Annotated in this window: 16 protein-coding genes; 10 read left to right on the plus strand and 6 right to left on the minus strand. The window is 33.5% G+C overall.

Annotation, left to right across the window (positions count from 1 at the left end):
• Nucleotides 1-44 precede the first annotated feature (44 nt).
• Complete coding sequence (gene gdhA, locus NYQ10_RS03315; protein ID WP_223710541.1) at nucleotides 45-1,388, minus strand: NADP-specific glutamate dehydrogenase; 1,344 nt, start codon at nucleotides 1,386-1,388, stop codon at nucleotides 45-47.
• A 323-nt stretch (nucleotides 1,389-1,711) separates the two neighbouring features.
• Between gdhA and NYQ10_RS03320 the strand changes: the two genes are divergently transcribed.
• Nucleotides 1,712-2,503, plus strand: a complete 792-nt coding sequence (locus tag NYQ10_RS03320; RefSeq protein ID WP_289878882.1) for a THC0290_0291 family protein — start codon at nucleotides 1,712-1,714, stop codon at nucleotides 2,501-2,503.
• A gap of 80 nt (nucleotides 2,504-2,583) precedes the next feature.
• Here the strand turns inward: NYQ10_RS03320 and NYQ10_RS03325 are convergent, their stop codons facing one another.
• Nucleotides 2,584-3,726 carry a cystathionine gamma-synthase gene (locus NYQ10_RS03325; RefSeq protein ID WP_289878883.1) on the minus strand — a complete coding sequence of 381 codons (1,143 nt, stop codon included), beginning with the start codon at nucleotides 3,724-3,726 and terminating at the stop codon, nucleotides 2,584-2,586.
• 104 nt (nucleotides 3,727-3,830) lie between these two features.
• On the opposite strand from NYQ10_RS03325, the gene NYQ10_RS03330 reads away from it, so the two are divergent.
• On the plus strand, nucleotides 3,831-4,574 hold the full coding sequence (locus NYQ10_RS03330) for a DUF3298 and DUF4163 domain-containing protein (RefSeq protein ID WP_289878884.1): 744 nt from the start codon (nucleotides 3,831-3,833) through the stop codon (nucleotides 4,572-4,574).
• Between the two features lie 88 nt (nucleotides 4,575-4,662).
• Here the strand turns inward: NYQ10_RS03330 and NYQ10_RS03335 are convergent, their stop codons facing one another.
• From NYQ10_RS03335 to NYQ10_RS03345, 3 genes are all read right to left on the minus strand, one after another.
• Nucleotides 4,663-5,808: an ATP-binding protein gene (locus tag NYQ10_RS03335; protein ID WP_289878885.1), complete on the minus strand. Its 1,146-nt coding sequence runs from the start codon at nucleotides 5,806-5,808 to the stop codon at nucleotides 4,663-4,665.
• A 108-nt stretch (nucleotides 5,809-5,916) separates the two neighbouring features.
• The gene (locus NYQ10_RS03340) at nucleotides 5,917-6,672 is read right to left on the minus strand and encodes an SDR family NAD(P)-dependent oxidoreductase (RefSeq protein WP_289878886.1); all 756 of its coding nucleotides are present in this window, start codon (nucleotides 6,670-6,672) and stop codon (nucleotides 5,917-5,919) included.
• Between the two features lie 132 nt (nucleotides 6,673-6,804).
• Entirely contained in the window at nucleotides 6,805-7,680 is an 876-nt protein-coding gene (locus tag NYQ10_RS03345; RefSeq protein WP_289878887.1) for an aldo/keto reductase, read from the minus strand.
• Between the two features lie 212 nt (nucleotides 7,681-7,892).
• On the opposite strand from NYQ10_RS03345, the gene NYQ10_RS03350 reads away from it, so the two are divergent.
• From NYQ10_RS03350 to NYQ10_RS03385, 8 genes are all read left to right on the plus strand, one after another.
• Nucleotides 7,893-8,897, plus strand: a complete 1,005-nt coding sequence (locus NYQ10_RS03350; RefSeq protein WP_289878888.1) for an AAA family ATPase — start codon at nucleotides 7,893-7,895, stop codon at nucleotides 8,895-8,897.
• Nucleotides 8,898-8,975: 78 nt separating this feature from the next.
• On the plus strand, nucleotides 8,976-9,839 hold the full coding sequence (locus NYQ10_RS03355; RefSeq protein WP_111287257.1) for a DUF58 domain-containing protein: 864 nt from the start codon (nucleotides 8,976-8,978) through the stop codon (nucleotides 9,837-9,839).
• Between the two features lie 64 nt (nucleotides 9,840-9,903).
• A complete protein-coding gene (locus NYQ10_RS03360) occupies nucleotides 9,904-11,538 on the plus strand; it encodes a hypothetical protein (RefSeq protein WP_289878889.1) in 1,635 nt (544 codons plus the stop codon).
• Nucleotides 11,538-12,539, plus strand: coding sequence for a vWA domain-containing protein (locus NYQ10_RS03365; RefSeq protein WP_289878890.1), 1,002 nt, complete (start codon nucleotides 11,538-11,540; stop codon nucleotides 12,537-12,539). Before NYQ10_RS03360 ends, NYQ10_RS03365 begins: the two co-directional genes overlap by 1 nt.
• An 80-nt stretch (nucleotides 12,540-12,619) precedes the next feature.
• A complete protein-coding gene (locus NYQ10_RS03370) occupies nucleotides 12,620-13,654 on the plus strand; it encodes a vWA domain-containing protein (protein WP_289878891.1) in 1,035 nt (344 codons plus the stop codon).
• 38 nt (nucleotides 13,655-13,692) lie between these two features.
• Nucleotides 13,693-14,463: a tetratricopeptide repeat protein gene (locus tag NYQ10_RS03375; protein WP_289878892.1), complete on the plus strand. Its 771-nt coding sequence runs from the start codon at nucleotides 13,693-13,695 to the stop codon at nucleotides 14,461-14,463.
• A 98-nt stretch (nucleotides 14,464-14,561) separates the two neighbouring features.
• Entirely contained in the window at nucleotides 14,562-16,307 is a 1,746-nt protein-coding gene (locus NYQ10_RS03380; protein ID WP_289878893.1) for a BatD family protein, read from the plus strand.
• 88 nt (nucleotides 16,308-16,395) lie between these two features.
• Nucleotides 16,396-17,142 (plus strand): tetratricopeptide repeat protein, encoded by a 747-nt coding sequence (locus tag NYQ10_RS03385; protein ID WP_289878894.1) that lies wholly within the window; start codon nucleotides 16,396-16,398, stop codon nucleotides 17,140-17,142.
• An 84-nt stretch (nucleotides 17,143-17,226) separates the two neighbouring features.
• Here NYQ10_RS03385 and NYQ10_RS03390 read toward each other — a convergent pair whose 3' ends face one another.
• The gene (locus NYQ10_RS03390; RefSeq protein ID WP_354669346.1) at nucleotides 17,227-18,777 is read right to left on the minus strand and encodes a vWA domain-containing protein; all 1,551 of its coding nucleotides are present in this window, start codon (nucleotides 18,775-18,777) and stop codon (nucleotides 17,227-17,229) included.
• Between the last annotated feature and the right edge of the window lie 98 nt (nucleotides 18,778-18,875).

Consider the following 18,875-nt stretch of genomic DNA (forward strand, 5'->3'; position numbering starts at 1 on the left):
TCTAAAGATAAATAGAGGCTATTTTTTATTAAATGAAATAAACTTTATACCACACCTTGCGCAAGCATAGCATCTGCTACCTTAACAAATCCGGCAATGTTTGCTCCTTTTACGTAGTTTACATATCCGTCTTCTTCGGCACCATATTTTTTACATTGATTGTGAATTCCGATCATGATTTCTTTCAATCTCAAATCTACTTCTTCGCTAGTCCAGTTTAAACGAATAGAGTTTTGTGTCATTTCTAACCCAGAAGCGGCAACACCACCAGCGTTTGCAGCTTTTCCTGGAGCGAACAATACTTTATTATCTAAGAAAAGTTTAATTGCGTCTAAAGTAGAAGGCATATTTGCTGCTTCAGTTACACATAAAACTCCATTATCAATAAGTTTTTGAGCATCTTCTCCATTTAATTCGTTTTGAGTAGCACATGGAATTGCAATATCTACTTTTACTTCCCATGGACTTTTTCCTTTGTGGAAAACTGCATTTGGATATTTCTCTAAATATCTTTCTGCTCTATTATCACCTGTTGCTCTCATTTCTAACATGTGATCGATTTTCTCTCCAGAAATTCCTTCTTCGTCATAAATATAACCATCAGGACCAGAAATGGTAACTACTTTTCCGCCTAATTCGTTTACTTTTAAAGCTACTCCCCAAGCCACATTTCCAAATCCAGAAATAGCAACTCTTTTTCCTTTAATTTCATGACCGATAGTACGAAGCATTTGATCTGTAAAATATACAACTCCGTATCCAGTAGCTTCTGGTCTGATTAATGAACCACCGTAAGCCAAACCTTTTCCAGTTAAAACTCCAGTAAATTCATTTCTGATTCTTTTGTACTGACCAAATAAATAACCAATTTCTCTTGCTCCGACACCTATATCTCCAGCAGGAACGTCAAGATCTGGACCAATATGACGGCATAATTCTGTCATAAATGATTGGCAGAAACGCATAATTTCTCCGTCAGATTTTCCTTCTGGATCAAAATCAGAACCTCCTTTTCCACCGCCCATTGGAAGTGTTGTCAAACTGTTTTTGAAAACTTGTTCGAATGCCAAGAATTTCAAAACAGATAAGTTTACAGAATGGTGAAATCTAATTCCTCCTTTATAAGGTCCGATTGCAGAATTCATCTGGATTCTAAAACCTCTGTTTACAATAATTTCTCCTTTATCATCTACCCACGGAACTCTAAAAATTATAGATCGTTCTGGCTCAGCAATTCTTAAAAGAATATTCTTTCCATCATACTTTTTACGCTCAGATATAAACGGAATTACTGTTTCTGCAAATTCTCTAACAGCTTGAAGAAATTCTGGCTCGTTTGGATTTTTTGACTCAATAAGAGCCATAAATTCATTTATTTTTTGTTCCATATTTGAAATAAATTATTCAGATAAGTTGATTTATTTTCTGTTTTTTAAATTAAGAAATCACGTTTAAGAAAACGTTTTCGTTTCAACAAGCAAAGATATATCAAATTCTTATTCGTTGTTATATTTTTCACTTTTTTGAGTCGATTTATACATTTTTCAAACAATCCAAAAAATTACATTTTACATGTAGGGGTTTACACGCAAATAACTCCGTAAATGTTAGCAAATTAAGTATTTTGTTACTTATTTTTTAATAGAACGATTTAATATTTTGAATCGAATATGTTTTTTATATATTTGCCAAGATTTGTAAGCCCAACAAAATGTCTAAGCACCTCTTTATCACACTATTTGCCATCTTTGGTATATCAACTGCGGCAATTTCCCAGTCAAATCTTGCTCAAGAGATCGGAATCTACGCAGGACCTGTTACTTTACAGTCAGATTTTGGCCAAAGAAACAACTTTGATACAAATGCAGGAAATACAGGTTTTGGTATCGGAGTAATGCATTTCATCAACTTTTCTTCTGCTAGTAATAGAGAAACTTTTTTTTCAGAACACTTTAAAGTGAGATCTGACTTAACTTTTAGCAGAACAACCTTAAAACATTTTGGAGAATGGGTTGAAAGAAAACCTGATGGGGTATTTGCTCAACAGTTAAGAAACATGCACGGAAGTTCTACCTTAGTTGGTATAGGTTCACAGTTATTATTTCATCCTATTAAAATTCACGATTTTGAAAATACAATTGGAAGCTTTAGTCCGTACGGAAGTGTAGGTTTTCAGGTAAGTTATTATTCCGCAAAAGTTGGATCACATTTAGGAGATATTACGCTTCCAAATGTTACTCCAGGAAAATATTTAACTCCTTCTGATGGACGAGCACATGGCTTTTCTACAGAAACTGGCGTAGTTTTGTCTGCAACTGCTGCTATTGGTGTTCAATATAAACTAACAAAAATGAGTGATTTAATGTTTGAAACTCGTTTTCAAATGTATAATTCGGATTGGATTGACGGTTTAAATCCAAACAAAAATCTTTATACAGAAAATAAATATAATGACTGGCAGGTTTGGTTTAACTTTGGTTATATCTATTACTTAGAGTTCTAAAATTAAAATTTACAATATAAAAATCCCAAATTCCAAAATAAGTAAAATTGGAATTTGGGATTTTTTTATTGGAATTTATCTTAAGACAAAGCTTGTTCTAAATCGGCAATTAAATCTTCTGCATCTTCAATACCAACGCTTAATCGAACTAAATCATCTGTAATTCCAACTTCTGCTCTTTTATCTGCAGGAATAGACGCGTGTGTCATTAAAGCTGGATGATTGGCTAAAGATTCTACTCCACCAAGAGATTCAGCCAGAGTAAACACTTTTAATTTTTCTAAAAATGCAATTGAATCTTCTTTTTTACCCGATTTAAAATCAAAAGAAACCATTCCGCCAAAAGCTTTCATTTGCTTTTTAGCAATTTCATGAAAAGGATGACTTTCTAAACCTGGATAATAAACCGTTTTAATTTTAGGATGCTTGCTTAAATATTCAACCACTTTTTCTCCATTTTCACAATGTCTTTGCACTCTTAATGCCAAAGTTTTAATTCCTCTTAAAACCAAAAAGCTGTCCATTGGTCCAAGTGTAGCTCCAGTAGCAAATTGCTGAAAATGCAATTGCTCTCCAAGTTCTTTGTCTTTTACAATTAATGCTCCAGCAATAACATCAGAGTGTCCTCCTAAATATTTTGTTGCTGAGTGCATAACAATATCTGCTCCTAAATCTAGCGGTTTTTGCAAATAAGGTGTTGCAAAAGTATTATCTACAGCCAAAAGAATATTTTTCTCTTTCGTGATTTTTGCAATTTCTTGAATATCGGCCAATTTCATTAACGGATTAGTTGGCGTTTCTACCCAAATTAATTTCGTGTTTTCGTTGATTAAACTTTTCAATTTTTCGATATTCGTCATATCAACAAAATGAAATATAATTCCTGAATCTTTATAAACGCGAGCAAACATTCTGTAAGTTCCTCCATATAAATCATCCATTGCAATAATTTCATCACCAGCTTTAAAAGATCTTAAAACGCAATCTGTTGCTGCAAGACCAGATGAAAATGCCAATCCGCGAGTTCCGTTTTCAATACTAGCCAAAGCTTCTTCTAAAGCTGTACGAGTTGGATTCGAAGCTCTACTATATTCGTAATCTGCCAACGGTTTTCCTGGACTTGTCTGAATAAAAGTTGAAGTTTGATACACAGGCGGCATAACTGCCCCCGTACTTGGATCATGATGCTGTCCACCATGAATAACTTTTGTATTGAATTTCATATAGTTATAAATTTTAATTCCATAATTGTAGTACAAATTTACCGCTTAATTTATTTTATCGAGGCACAAGTGCTTATCTTTGTAGATAATTAACACTTTTTGATATGAAAAATTACATATTTATAATCTTATTGTGTTTGATTTTTACAAGTTGCAAAAAAGAGCTTTCATTTGAGAATGAAACGTTTGAAGAAAAATCTACCATTCCGTGCAAAAACGATTGCCCGAAAATCACAATAGAAGTTCCAATTGCCAAAAATGGCCGAGTAATATCAGACAGCATTAATAAGAGAGTTTTTGCCGTTATAAAAGAAATTGTCTTTTTTGAAGAAGATTCAGTAAAAGTTGATGATTATAAATCATTGGCAAAATCTTTTATTGCTTCTTACGAAGAAATGCGTCAAAAATTTCCGGAAGACACTTTTGGCTGGGAAGCAAAAATAATCGGCGATGTTGAGTTTCAATCTGAAGATATTTTAAATCTAAAAATTGACCATTATACTTTTACTGGTGGCGCTCACGGTTACCAAGGTTATCGCTCCTTATTATTTAATGCAAAAACTGGAAAAGCTATAAATAACAACCAATTATTTAAAAACGAAAAAGAGTTTAAGGCCTTCGCCGAAAAAACATTTCGAAACAAATATAAAATTCCGGAAAAAGCCAATATCAATGCAACGGGTTTAATGTTTGAAAATGATAAATTCCAGTTGCCTCAAAACATCTTTTATACTGCCGAAGGTTTGCTTTTATATTACAATTCATATGAAGCCGCTTCTTATGCAGATGGACCAAAAGAAATTATATTTCCTTATGAAGAAGTAAAGAAATATTTGAATTTTCAATAAAATTAAACTGAATCTTTGTCGATATGCTGGATGTAGACGCACTGCAGTGCGCCTCTACAGAAACACCTTAGAATCTCAGAACCTTTTTCTACTGAACATCATACTTCATTTTTCGCAAAACTCGTAAAGCTTCTTTAAAAGAAGAATAAACATGTTTATAAGGTTTCAAAAGCAGTTTTGCATCGATAAGTTTTTGTCGTGCATCTTCAAAACCATTCAAATAACAAATCATAAAAGTAGAAGGAAGATTTTCTAAATCTTTCATTTCACGTTCTGATAATGCAATCTCTTTTTGAAGTTTTCCAAGCAAAGCCATATTCGAATTATAAATATGATACAGCATTTTTCGGTTGAATTCTGGAGGTTGAAAAAGCATTTGGCGGTCTATTTTATAATAACCATTATCAAAGAAATGAATCGTTTGTTCTTCTAGCGGATAATAACTCGTTTTATCATTCAAACCTAAAGGAACATATTCTGTAATGGTAAAAGTATCATCGTTATATTCAATAGTTACAACATCTTGTGCAGAATAAAAAAGCTTAATTTGTTCGTTGATTAATTCGATATCAACACGTGAAAGAAAAGTTTTATCGCGCATTGTTTTTGGAACTCCCGCCCAGCAAATCACAAACAATTCTTTAAAAACACGATATTTTGGCGACATATCTTTATGCCTGAAATTCATGAAATCAATAACGCCGTCTAAAGTATATTGAATACTGTTTCGAGAACTATTTTCTATTCCAATAACCGTTTCTGTGTTTTGATTGTTTTTTTCAATTTCTTCGTGCTCTTCAAGTGGAATCGAATTGCTTCCGCGTCTTATAAAAATACTATTGGCAAGAATGGTGTGAATTCCTTTTTTAAAATAAGAGATTTTACTTTTAGGTTTGATTGTAACTAATCCGATTACTTTATCTTTTGGAAGATTTGGAAAAGGGACGTTTTCGTATTGAATTTTTGGCGGATTTTCTAGAAAAGCATTAACGAGATTCTGAATTCGGCTGTCATCGAAGAAATCATCGCCCACAATTTCATTATCTTGATCTTCTACTCCAACAACGATATAAGAATTATTGTTTGGATTTGAGTTTGATAAAGCACAAATGTGTTTTAGGAATTTTCCTTTTCCTTCTCTCGAATGTAGATTCAACTGCCTTTTTTTATCATAAAAACTGCTTTCGTCATTATGAGCGAGAAGATTTTTTATTAAAAGGCGCTTATTAATCATGTCGATTTTATTTTGTCGCGAATTGTACTAATTCGCACTAAATTAATTTATTAAAACTTAAAATTATAAAAAAGACGCACCACTGTGCGTCTCTACAATCAATTTTATTTAAATATTTTTCTTGACAATTGTCGAAGAAGCTTGCGCCGTACTCATAACAACCAAATCGGCGATATTTACATGATAAGGTCTTGAAATCACGAAGTGAATAATATCTGCAATGTCTTCTGCTTTTAAAGGATCAAATCCTTTGTAAACATTTGCCGCTCTTTCTACATCGCCTTTAAAACGAACTTCGCTAAATTCTGTAGCCACCAATCCAGGATGAATTCCTCCAACTCTAATTCCAAACGGATTTAAGTCAATTCGCATTCCTGCTGTAATTGCATCAACGGCATGTTTAGAACCGCAGTATACATTTCCATTCGGATAAACTTCTTTTGCTGCTGTCGAACCAATATTGATGATATGTCCCGATTGTCTTTCAACCATCTGCGGAATTATCGCTTTTGAAACATACAAAAGTCCTTTTACATTAATATCCATCATAGCATCCCAATCGTCTAAATCTCCATTTTGAATTGGATCTAAACCATGGGCATTTCCCGCATTATTAATTAAAACATCAATTGTAGAAAAATCAGTTGGCAAAGCGCCAATTTTTTCAAAAACATCTTTTTTATCACGAACATCAAATGTTAAAGAATGAACTTCTGTAAAAGCAGAAAGTTCTTTTTGAAGTTCTTCTAAACGATCTTTACGTCTTCCGCAAAGAATCACTTTATAATTGTTTTTTGCCAAAATCTGCGCAGTTGCTTTTCCAATTCCGCTTGTGGCTCCAGTAATTAAAACTGTTTTTTTCATTTTGTATTTTCTTTTTTGTCACAGATTAAAAGGATTAAAATGATTTTTTTAATCTGTGAAAATCACTTTAATCTGTGGCTAATATTTTAGCATTATAAACTGAATACTGTCACTGCGACTGAAAACTAAAAATTAAGGCACATCGTCGCCCATACTTTCTGTCCAGATCGCGAACCAATCTTCTGTATCCATTTCCAATTCAATTGCTTTTGACAAAGATTGAATTCTAGCAATATTTACAGTTCCTGCAATCGGAATTATTTTTGCTGGATGTTTTAAAATCCATGACAATAAAAGTGTGTCTGCACCTAAATGGTATTTCTCTAATAAAATAGAAAACAGTTTTTTCAAGCGACGAGTTTGTTTAGTATCTTCTCTAAAAACAGTTCCAAGCGGATTCCACGATAAAGGGCGAATTCCGTTAGTTTGCATATAATCTAAACTTCCATCAGTCATTGCTTCATAATGAGTTGCCGAAAATTGTACTTGATTATAGCTAACTTCTGTTTTCTGACGAATTAATTCAGTTTGAGAACTTGTAAAGTTTGAAAGTCCGAAATCAATGATTTTCCCTTCAGCTTTTAATTTTTCAACTGCTTCAGCAATTTCATCAGCCTGCATTAACGGACTTGGTCTATGAAGCAGAAAAACATCAACATAGTCAGTTTTTAAATTTTTCAAAGATCCTTCAACCGACTTAATGATATAATCTTTAGAATAATCGTAATGTTTGATTTTGTTTTCTGGGCGTTTATCAGCAATCATCTGAATTCCGCACTTGGTAATTAATTGTAATTTTTCACGATCAATTTTACTGGCGTGAAAGGCTTTTCCAAAATCGGCTTCGGTCGTATACGAACCGTAAATATCCGCGTGATCAAAAGTCGTAATTTTGTTTTCGATACTCACTTGTATCATATTTTCCATTTCTTTGGTTGTAAGGTTTTTATCCCAAACTCCCCAATTCATAGTGCCCGAAATTATAGGCGATAAGACTGTTTTGCTCATAATTGTTATGCGTTATTTTTGGTAATAATTATGCCTTAAAAAAACATAATCATCAAAGTTCTTAAAAATATAAAAATAGATTCACAATTAGTCCTTAAAATTAGGTCATTGGTCGAAGTTTTAACCATTCTTTAACATCTTACTTCTTAAAAAATATTCAATTTGCACTCTCAAAAATTAGGCGTAAAAATCAAGGTTTTAAAAATATTTATATGGAAGAAAATACAACGACTTTAGACATTAGAGCGATAAATGAAAAAATTGAAAAAGAAAGTGCCTTTATAGACCTTCTTACAATGGAAATGAACAAAGTTATTGTGGGTCAGAAACATATGGTCGAGCGTCTATTAATCGGATTGCTTGGACAAGGGCATATTTTATTGGAAGGAGTTCCAGGTTTGGCAAAAACTTTAGCTATAAATACATTGTCACAAGCGGTTCAAGGTTCGTTCAGCCGTATTCAGTTTACGCCCGATTTATTACCTGCCGATGTTATCGGAACCATGATTTACAATATTAAAGCAAACGAGTTCTCTATTAAAAAAGGACCAATTTTCGCCAATTTCGTACTTGCCGATGAGATTAACCGTGCTCCCGCAAAAGTTCAATCAGCGTTATTAGAGGCGATGCAGGAAAAACAAGTTACAATTGGTGATACTACTTTCAAATTAGATCGTCCGTTTTTGGTATTGGCAACACAAAACCCGGTTGAGCAAGAAGGAACATACCAACTTCCTGAAGCGCAAGTTGACCGTTTTATGTTGAAAACCGTAATTGACTACCCAAAAATTGATGAAGAGCGTTTTGTAATTCGCCAAAACTTAAAAGGATCTTACGAAAAAGTAAATCCAGTTGTGTCTGTTGAGCAGATTTTACGTGCGCAAGAAGCAGTTCGTGAAGTTTATATGGACGAAAAAATTGAAAAATACATCTTAGATATTATTTTCGCTACGCGTTACCCAGAAAAATACAAATTAGCCGATTTAAAACCGCTTATCAGTTTTGGAGCTTCTCCTCGTGGAAGTATCAACTTGGCTAATGCTGCAAAATGTTATGCTTTCATCAAACGTCGTGGTTATGTAATCCCAGAAGACGTTCGTGCGGTTGTTCACGATGTTCTACGTCACAGAGTTGGAATCACTTACGAAGCAGAAGCAGAAAACATTACTTCTGTAGACATTATCAACAAAATCGTTAACGAGATTGAAGTACCTTAAAAATAGTTTTCAGTTTTCAGTCACAGTAAACACATTACAATAAACTGCGACTGAAAACTGCGACTGAAAACTAAAAAAATGGATACAAAAGAGCTTTTAAAAAAAGTACGGAAAATAGAAATCAAGACGAAAAGACTGAGTAATCATATCTTTTCGGGAGAATACCACTCTTCATTTAAAGGACGAGGAATGACGTTTAGCGAGGTGCGTCAATACCAATACGGAGATGATATTCGTAACATCGATTGGAATGTGACCGCACGCTACAACGAAGCTCACGTTAAAGTATTTGAAGAAGAACGCGAATTGACCATGGTTTTGATGGTTGATATTTCGGGTTCGGAATCTTTTGGTTCTAAAAATCAATTTAAAAAAGACATCGTAACCGAAATTGCGGCAACGATGGCTTTTTCGGCTACACAAAACAATGACAAAATTGGTTTAATCCTATTTTCTGATACTGTAGAATTATATATTCCGCCTAAAAAAGGACGTTCGCACGTGCTTCGCATCATTCGTGAATTAATCGAATTTGAACCAAAAAGTCATAAAACTGATATTGCTCAAGCTTTGAAATTCTTGTCAGGAACTCAAAAAAAGAAAGCAATCATTTTTATGATTTCCGATTTTATGTCTGATTCTTATGAGCATACTTTAAAAATTGCTTCTAAAAAACATGACATTACTGGTGTGCGAGTTTATGATATGCGTGAAGAAAAAATTCCAAATCTAGGAATGGTTTCTATGCTGGATTCTGAAACAGGAAAAATACAATTGGTTGACACAAGTTCAAAAACAGTTCGTCTGAATTACGAAAAACACTATCAGGAAAAATTAAATTATTTTAAAGATACTTTCCGTAAATCAGGAGCAGGAATTGTTAACACTAGAGTCGACGAAAATTACGTTACTAAACTATTAGGCTATTTCAAATCACGATAAAAATTAGGCAGTTTTGATTAACCCATCAAAAATCGTTAATCTAAAATCTTCAATCGTTAATCAAATGAAATTTAAACTTTATATATTTTTATTACTTTTTTCTACTATGATTTTTGCACAGCAGAAACAAGTAGAAACAAGTATTGATACCACCAAAAATAAGATTGGTGCCGAGTTCAAGCTGTCGCTTAAAACGGTTGTAACTTCAACATCAAAAGTTGAATTTCCGAAACTTAAAAATATTGGTCCGCTAGAAGTTATTCAATCGTATCCAATTGATACCGTTAAGAAAGACGGCACTTACGAACTTATAAAAAAATATGGTTTAACGCAGTTTGATTCTGGTCGTTATACAATACCAAGCATCAAAATTTTAATTGATAAAAAACCTTTCTTTTCTGATTCTATCAAAGTTGAAGTGGCTAATGTAAAAGTCGATACTTTACAGCAAAAAATGTACGACATCAAAGACATTTCTTCAGTAGATGAAGGGATGGGAAATTGGTGGATTTACGTTTTGATTGTTTTAGCGATTATCGGAATTGGAGCATTCGTTTATTGGTATGTTAAAAAACGCCAACTGAAAAAAATCGAAGAAGAAGTTTATAAAACTCCTATCGAAAAAGCTACAAGTTTATTAAACAACTTAGAGCAAAAAGAACTTGTTCAGAAAGGTGAAATCAAAGAATATTATAGTGAATTAACGGATATTGCAAGAAATTATATTGAAGAAGCGATTCATATTCCAGCAATGGAAAGTACAACTTCTGAATTGATTTCTGCAATTAGAGAAGCTTCGACTAAAAAGAAAATGACGCTGACACCTGAAACGGTTGAGAATCTAGAACGCGTTTTACGTCAAGCCGATTTGGTAAAATTTGCGAAATCTAAACCACTTGATTTTGAAATTACAGAAGATCGAAACAAAATTCAGAAAGTTATTCTAACGCTTGATAATGCGATTCCGACAGAAGCGCCAGAAGATATCGAAGATCAGTTATTGAATGAGGCTCAAAGACAAAAGCAAATCAAAGAACAGCTTCGCAAAAAACGCAATGCCAGAATTGGTTATTCTATTGCAGCGGTAATCTTATTGTTGTTTGTAACTACAACTTATTTTGTGGTCACAAAAGGTTTCACTTACGTGAAAGATAATGTAATCGGTCATCCTTCTAAAGAATTATTAGAAGGAGAATGGGTAAAAAGCGCTTACGGAAGTCCAGCTGTTTTAATTGAAACTCCAAAAGTTTTAAAAAGAATGGACACAGAAAAAGTTCTTCCGAAAGAAACGATGGCTTTAATTAAAGAAATGCAGCTTTTCACATACGGAAGTATGATTGATAATTTCTATATCACTGTTTCTACAGCAAAATTTAAACAGCCAACCGATATCGATTTGTCAAAAGCTCTTGAAGGATCATTAAAAGTAATGGAAGCTCAAGGCGCACAAAATATTATTGTAAAACAAGAAGATTTTCAAACAAACGAAGGTATTCAGGGAGTTAAAGGTTACGGAACAATGACTATTCTAAATCCTGCAACTAAAACGAGTACAAAAGCATATTATGAATTGTTGCTTTTCAAACAAGATCAAGGTTTACAGCAAATTTTGATTTTACATGAAGAAGGCGATACGTATGCAAATGACATTACAACCCGAGTATTAAATTCTGTTGAACTTCAAAGAGCAAGCAACTAATGAGTAAGATGAGTTTTTTAAATCCAGAATTTCTTTGGTTGTTTCTATTGATTCCGATTGCCATAATTTGGTTTTTCTGGAAACGCAATCAGCAGTCGGCTACTTTAAAAATGAGTTCTACGGCAGGTTTCAAAAACAGCGAATCGTTTTGGACAAAGTTCAAACCTGCTTTATACGTTTTTAGAATACTTGCTTTATGTTCTTTGATTATTGCTTTGGCTCGACCAAGAACAGTAGACATTAGCAACCAGACTAAAACAACAAAAGGAATTGATATCGTAATGGCAATTGACGTTTCTGGTTCTATGTTGGCAAAAGATTTAAAACCAAATCGTATGGAAGCTTTGAAAAGAGTTGCCGCAGATTTCGTTGAAGAAAGACCTAATGACAGAATCGGATTGGTTTTATATGCATCTGAAGCATATACAAAAACTCCAGTAACGAGCGATAAAGCTATTATTCTTGAAGCAATAAAAGGCATTAAATACGATACAACTTTACAAGACGGAACTGGAATCGGAATGGGATTGGCAACTGCTGTAAACCGTCTTAAAGATAGTAAAGCGAAAAGCCGAGTAATTATTTTAATGACCGATGGAGTTAATAATGCTGGTTTTATCGAACCAGAAACGGCTTCTGACATTGCAAAACAATACGGAATTAAAGTATATACAATCGGTATTGGAACAAACGGAATGGCAGAATCTCCTTATCAATACGCTCCAAACGGAAGTTTAATGTTCAAAATGCAGAAAGTTGAAATTGACGAAAAGCTAATGAGAAGCATCGCTCAAAAAACAGATGGAACGTATTTTAGAGCAACAAGCAACGATAAATTAGCACAGATTTATAACTCAATCAATAAATTAGAAACAACAGAAATCCAAGAATTAAAATTCTATGATTATGATGAAAAGTACAGAATTTTTGTTTTGTTTGCAGCCTTTTTATTATTGCTTGAAGTTGGATTAAGAAATACAGTTTATAGAAGCTTTATTTAATATTTTAGTCGCAGTCACAGCTTACAGTTTACAACTGAATACTGCGACTGAGAACTGCGACTGAGAACTAGAATTAAAAAATGGAATTAGACGAAAAAAAATATTTATATCTCCTAATACTAATCCCGATTGTGGTGTGTATTTTTCTTTTCAATATGTATTGGAAAAGAAGAACCCAGCGCGAATTTGGTGATTTAGAAATGGTAAAAAGATTGAGTCCTGAGAAATCAGTTTTTAAACCTGTTTTAAAAATTGTTGTAATTCTTCTGGCTCTTACCTGCTTAATTATCGGTTTGGTAAATCCAAAAATTGGAACCAAAATGGAAACCGTAAAACGAGAAGGTATCGATATTGTTTTTGCTGTCGATGTTTCTAAAAGTATGCTTGCTGAAGATATTGTACCAAGTCGTTTGGAAAAAAGTAAACAATTGGTTTCGCAAATCATCAACAACTTAGGAAGTGACCGAATTGGTATTGTAGCTTATGCAGGAAGCGCTTTTCCTGTTTTACCAATCACATCTGATTATAGCGTTGCTAAAATGTTTTTGCAAAGTATGAGTCCAGGAATGGTTTCTTCTCAAGGAACATCTTTGGACGAAGCGATTAAATTGTCTTCGACTTATTTTGATGAAAAAAGTAAAACCAGCAAATTATTAATCCTGATTTCCGACGGAGAAGATCATTCTGAAGGTGCGGCTGCTGCGGCAGAAGAAGCCAACAAATTAGGAATGAAGATCATTACAATTGGTGTTGGAACAGAAAAAGGAGGAACAATTCCGTTAAAAGAAAATGGCGTTGTCAGAGGATATCAAAAAGATCAAAACGGAGAAACGGTAATCACGAAATTAAATCAAGAAGGTTTAAAAACGATTGCAAAAGCCACAAAAGGCGGTTATGTTTATGGCGGAAGTACCAAAGAAGTTTTAGAATATGTAAAAAATGCATTAAACAATATTCAGAAAACAGAATTTGAAGCTACGCAAATGGCAGAGTTTCAATCGCAATTTCAATGGTTTATTGGATTTGCTTTTTTACTGCTGTTTATTGATATTTTCTTATTAGAAAGAAAAACAAACTGGATCAAAGAGTTGGATTTATTTAACGAAAAGAAATAAATGCACAGATGAAATTCAGAACAGAAAACAAAATTAGAATGAAAAATTTACTTCTTTATATCTTACTAACGTTTTCTTTTGCAGTTTCTGCACAAGAGAAAGACAAATCATTGCCTGCTGCGAATGAAGAATATAAACAGAATAAATTTGTAGATGCTGAGGCAAACTATAGAATTTCGGAATCTAAATTTCCTAAAAGAGCAGCAGCGCCATATAATTTAGGAAACACTATTTATAGACAAAATCAGATTTCGGAAGCCAAATTTGCTTACGCGAAAGCAATAAAAAATGCCAAAACAAGACCTGAAAAACACAAAGCTTTTCATAATCTTGGAAACGTTTTCATGAAAGAGAAAGATTATACGCAGGCAGTTGAAGCATACAAACAAGCTTTACGCAACGACCCAACGGATGAGGAAACGCGCTATAATTACGCTTACGCAAAACAAAAATTAAAAGAAAATCCTCCGAAAAACGATAAAAACAAAGACAAGAATAAAGATAAGGACAAAGACAAGGATAAAAATAAAGATAAGAACAAGGACAACAATAAAGACAAAGATAAAGACAAGGACAAAAAAGACGACAAAGGCGATAAAGACAAGGATAAAAAAGATGGTAAAAACGATCCGAAGAAAGATGACAAATCTGACAATAAAGGAGAGCCAAAACCACAGCCTGGAGGAATATCAAAAGAACGCGTTCAGAACTTGTTAGATGCTGTTAACAATGAAGAGAAGAAAATTCAAGATAAAGTTAACGCGCAAAAAGTAAAAGGAAGTCCTAAGAAATCTGAAAAAGACTGGTAAAATAAGTTGAATCGTTTAATCGTTAGTATTTGTTTATAAGAAACATTTTCAAGCGGTTAAACGATTAAACAGTTAAATAAACAACGACTAAACATTAAATGAAAAGATATTTAATTCTATTTCTAATCACATTTCAAGGACTTATGGCTCAAGTACAATTTGAAGCCAGAGTCAGCAAAAACACACTTGGAGTAAACGAAAGACTTCGTATAGATTTCATCATGAATGTTGACGGAGATAATTTCGAACAGCCTTCTTTTGACGGTTTTAGAATGGTCGCTGGACCAAGCCAGCAAATAAGTCAGTCTTGGGTAAACGGACGAAGCTCTTTTCAAAAAATATATTCTTATATCTTACAACCTGAAAGAAAAGGAGTTGTAATGATTAAACAAGCTGCTATAGAATATAACGGTCAAGTTTACAAAACAAATCCGATAAAAGTTACGGTTACCAATGCCGTTGCGCAAGAAAGAGATCCAAACGACAGACCTCCAGGATCTCCTAATGAATTATTGACTTTGGTTGCAGAAATCTCTAAAACAAATCCGTATCTAAATGAACCGATTACAGTAGTTTATAAACTATACTTCAATAATATTGGAGTAAACCGTTTTAAAGAGCTTGCAAAACCTAAATACAATGATTTCTGGAATCAGAATATCGAAATTAAACAATTACAGATTGAAGAAGGAAGTTATCAAGGTCAGAGATGTTATTCTGTAATCTTGAAAAAAACCGTTTTATATCCACAAAAGTCTGGAAGACTGACAATTGATCCTCTTTCGTTAGATATTGAAATAGAAATGGCTTCTAATCGTCGTGATATGTTTGGCCAAATGATTACCACACAAGGTAACAAAGTAGTATCTGCCGGAGCAAAAACAATCAATGTAAAACCGCTTCCAGAAAGCACTAAACCAGAAGGATTTACAGGCGCTGTTGGAAGATTAAATTTCACAGTTACTCCATCAAAAACAACACTTAAAAATGGTGAAGGACTTGATTTAATTGTTAGCGCTCAGGGAACTGGAAACATGAAGTTATTTACACTTCCAAAACCAGTTGTTCCAAATGCATTAGAAATGTATGATCCTGTCCATGATGAAAGTGTAACCACTTCTTTGGCTGGAATGTCTGGAAGAATTACAGATAAATACACAATTGTTCCGCAATACAGAGGAAAATATGCGATTAAACCAATGCAGTTTTCATATTTTGATTTGAGTACTGGTTCATACAAAACCATTACATCAAAAGAAATTATGATTGACGTTTTAGATGGACCAACGCCTGCAGAAGCCAATACAGGACCGGCATCTAAAAATGCAGTTGCTCAAACAGATCATTTCAAAAACATTAAATCTAAAACAGCTCTAACTCCGATTGCTAAAAAAGAGTTTTATGGTTCTAATTTATATTTAGGATTATTGTTTGCTCCGTTCATCATTATTCCGCTTATTATTTTAGCTAAGAAAAGAAAAGAAGCTATTGACAGTGATGTTACTGGAAATAGAATTAGAATGAACAATAAACTGGCGAAGAAATATTTATCGCAAGCGAAGAAACATCTTAACAACAAAGAGCCTTTCTATATCGCATTAGAAAAAGCGATGCATAATTTCTTGAAAGCTAAACTGCATATTGAAACCTCAGAAATGAGTAAAGACAATATCAGAGAATTATTATTGTCTAGAAATGCAAATGCAGAAACGGTTCAGAACTTTATTAATTTGACAGAAAACTGTGAATTTGCACGCTATGCACCAGCGTCGAGCGCTTCGATTCAGCAAGATTATGACAAAGCCGTTTTGATTATTTCTGCATTAGAAAAACAGATTGTCTAATTTTTTTAACGCAAAGTTCGCTAAGAAATAATGATCTAGCTTTCGCTGAATTTTAAGTTCGCAAAGTGAAAATTTATACATCATAAAAATGAAAAATATACTCTATCTCTTTTTATTAATCTCGCAGGTTTTCTTTGCGCAAGGTCGCTTTGAATCGGCAAATGCACTTTACCAAAAAGGGCAATATAAAGAAGCGATTCAGGTTTACGAAAACATAGTTAAAGAAGATAAATTACATTCTGCTGAATTGTATTTTAATCTTGGTAATTGCTATTATAAATTAAATCAAGTTGCGCCTTCGATTTATAATTATGAAAAAGCTTTGGTACTAAAACCAAACGATCCTGAGACTTTAAACAATTTAAAATTTGCCAAAAAACTGACGATCGATGAAATTAAAGAAGTTCCTAAAGTTGGTTTTGCAAAACTGATTCAGAACTTTACTTCTATTTTTGATTATAATGAATGGGCAAAAATTGCTGTAGCGATTGGTTTTATCTTTTTACTGAGTTTTATTGGCTATTATTTTTCAAAAGCTACACTTGCGAAAAGAATCTACTTTGTCGGAATGTTTATTTTTCTAGTTGCATTTGCTTTAAGCATATCTGCTGCTGTATCTGAAAAACGTCATTTTGATAACGATCGTGTTGCCATTGTTTTTTCTGAGATGAGTCAAATTCGTGCAAAACCTCAAAAGTCTGCCAATGGTATTATTTTATTGCACGAAGGAGCAAAAGTTTATGTTTTAGAAAGTGTTGCCGGCTGGAAAAAAGTTGAATTAACAGACGGAACGCAAGGCTGGATTGATTCTTCGACAATTAAAGAAGTTAAGTAAAAGTTCAAAACATTTAAATAAAGAAATCCCAAATTCCAAAACAATAATTGGAATTTGGGATTTCTATTTTTTTGAAACTTAAGATTAATTCACCGCGTCTACCAATCTTATAAATTCAGATCGATAACCTTCTTCATCATTAGATAATCCTAATTTTGCCAGACTTTTAATTTCAGAACTTGAGCTATTTGCAATATATTTTGAATCACGCAATTTAAGTCCGAACCACGAAACAGCAGTTGTAAATTTGAAATCTGGAGAGCTGTTTTTTAGATCTGTTTTCTTATCTGCAATAACATTTATTATTTCATTACTTTTATTGCCATCAGGTTTTTTATATCTAAATTTTACAGTTGCCAATTCATCGCTATGATTTCCAGACACTTTCTGTGTTTTTGTATATTTTAAATCAGACGGAACATAATCACTTTCTACACCAGTCGGAATAACTTCATACAAAGCCGTTACCGAATGTCCGCTTCCTAATTCTCCAGCATCAATTTTATCATTTTTGAAATCTTCGGCATTAAGTTTTCGGTTTTCATACCCAACCAATCGATACGCCTGAACATGATTCGGATTAAACTCAATTTGGATTTTTACATCTTTCGCGATAGCAAACATCGAACCTTTAAATTCTTTTCCAAGAAAACGATTTGCTTCTTGAATGTTATCGATATAAGCGTAATTTCCATTTCCTTTATCAGCTAGAATTTCCATTTTCGAATCTTTATAATTGCCCATCCCGAATCCTAAAACGGTTAAGAAAACGCCAGATTCTCTTTTTTGTTCGATCAATTTCAGCATATCATCATCGCTTGAAGCGCCAACATTAAAATCACCATCGGTAGCTATCACTACTCTATTATTTCCTCCTTTGATAAAGTTTTCTTGTGCTAGTTTATAAGCCAGTTCGATTCCTTCTCCGCCCGCCGTGCTTCCGCCTGCGTGCAAATCGTCAAAAGCATCCATGATTTCGGCTTTATCATCTCCAGAAGTCGGTTCTAAAACTACTCCTGCCGAACCTGCATAAACTACAATTGAAACTCGGTCTGTACTGCGAAGTTCTTTTACCAAAATTTTCATCGATTCTTTTAATAATGGTAATTTATTTGGTTCATCCATCGAACCCGAAACATCAACCAAAAAAACCAAATTAGTAGCCGGCAAATTTTCCATTGGAACGTCCTTTCCCTGCAAACCAATTTTTAGCAATCTGCTGCTTTTATTCCACGGGCAATCGCTGTATTCTGTATTAATAGAAAACGGATGCTCGCCGTCTGGCTGTGGATATTTGTATTTGAAAAAATTGATCATTTCTTCGACACGAACGGCATCTTTAGGAACTTTTTGTCCTTCGTTTATAAATCGGCGAATATTGGTATAAGATGCATTATCAACATCTATAGAAAAAGTAGAAAGTGGCGCTTTAAGCGGAGATTCAAATGGATTTTCTTCTAATCCTGCGTAGCTTTCTGTATTAGTATCAGGAATGTAATTTTCTTCTTCAACCAAGTCGGTTGTTGTTACTGCGATTTCGGTCGAATCTGCCGCTGCATCTGGTGCATACGCTTTCTTACAGCTGAAAATAGTAAGTACAAGGAATGCCATCATAAAGAAATTAAGATTTCTCATAAAGTAAATTTTTAAAAATTAATAAATGGGTTATTGGCTTCAAATAAGGACTAGCATTCCGGATGTACTAGAGACGATTATTTGCAATTTTCGAGTAA

It is taken from the genome of Flavobacterium johnsoniae, assembly GCF_030388325.1.
GTDB classification, from domain to species: domain Bacteria; phylum Bacteroidota; class Bacteroidia; order Flavobacteriales; family Flavobacteriaceae; genus Flavobacterium; species Flavobacterium johnsoniae_C.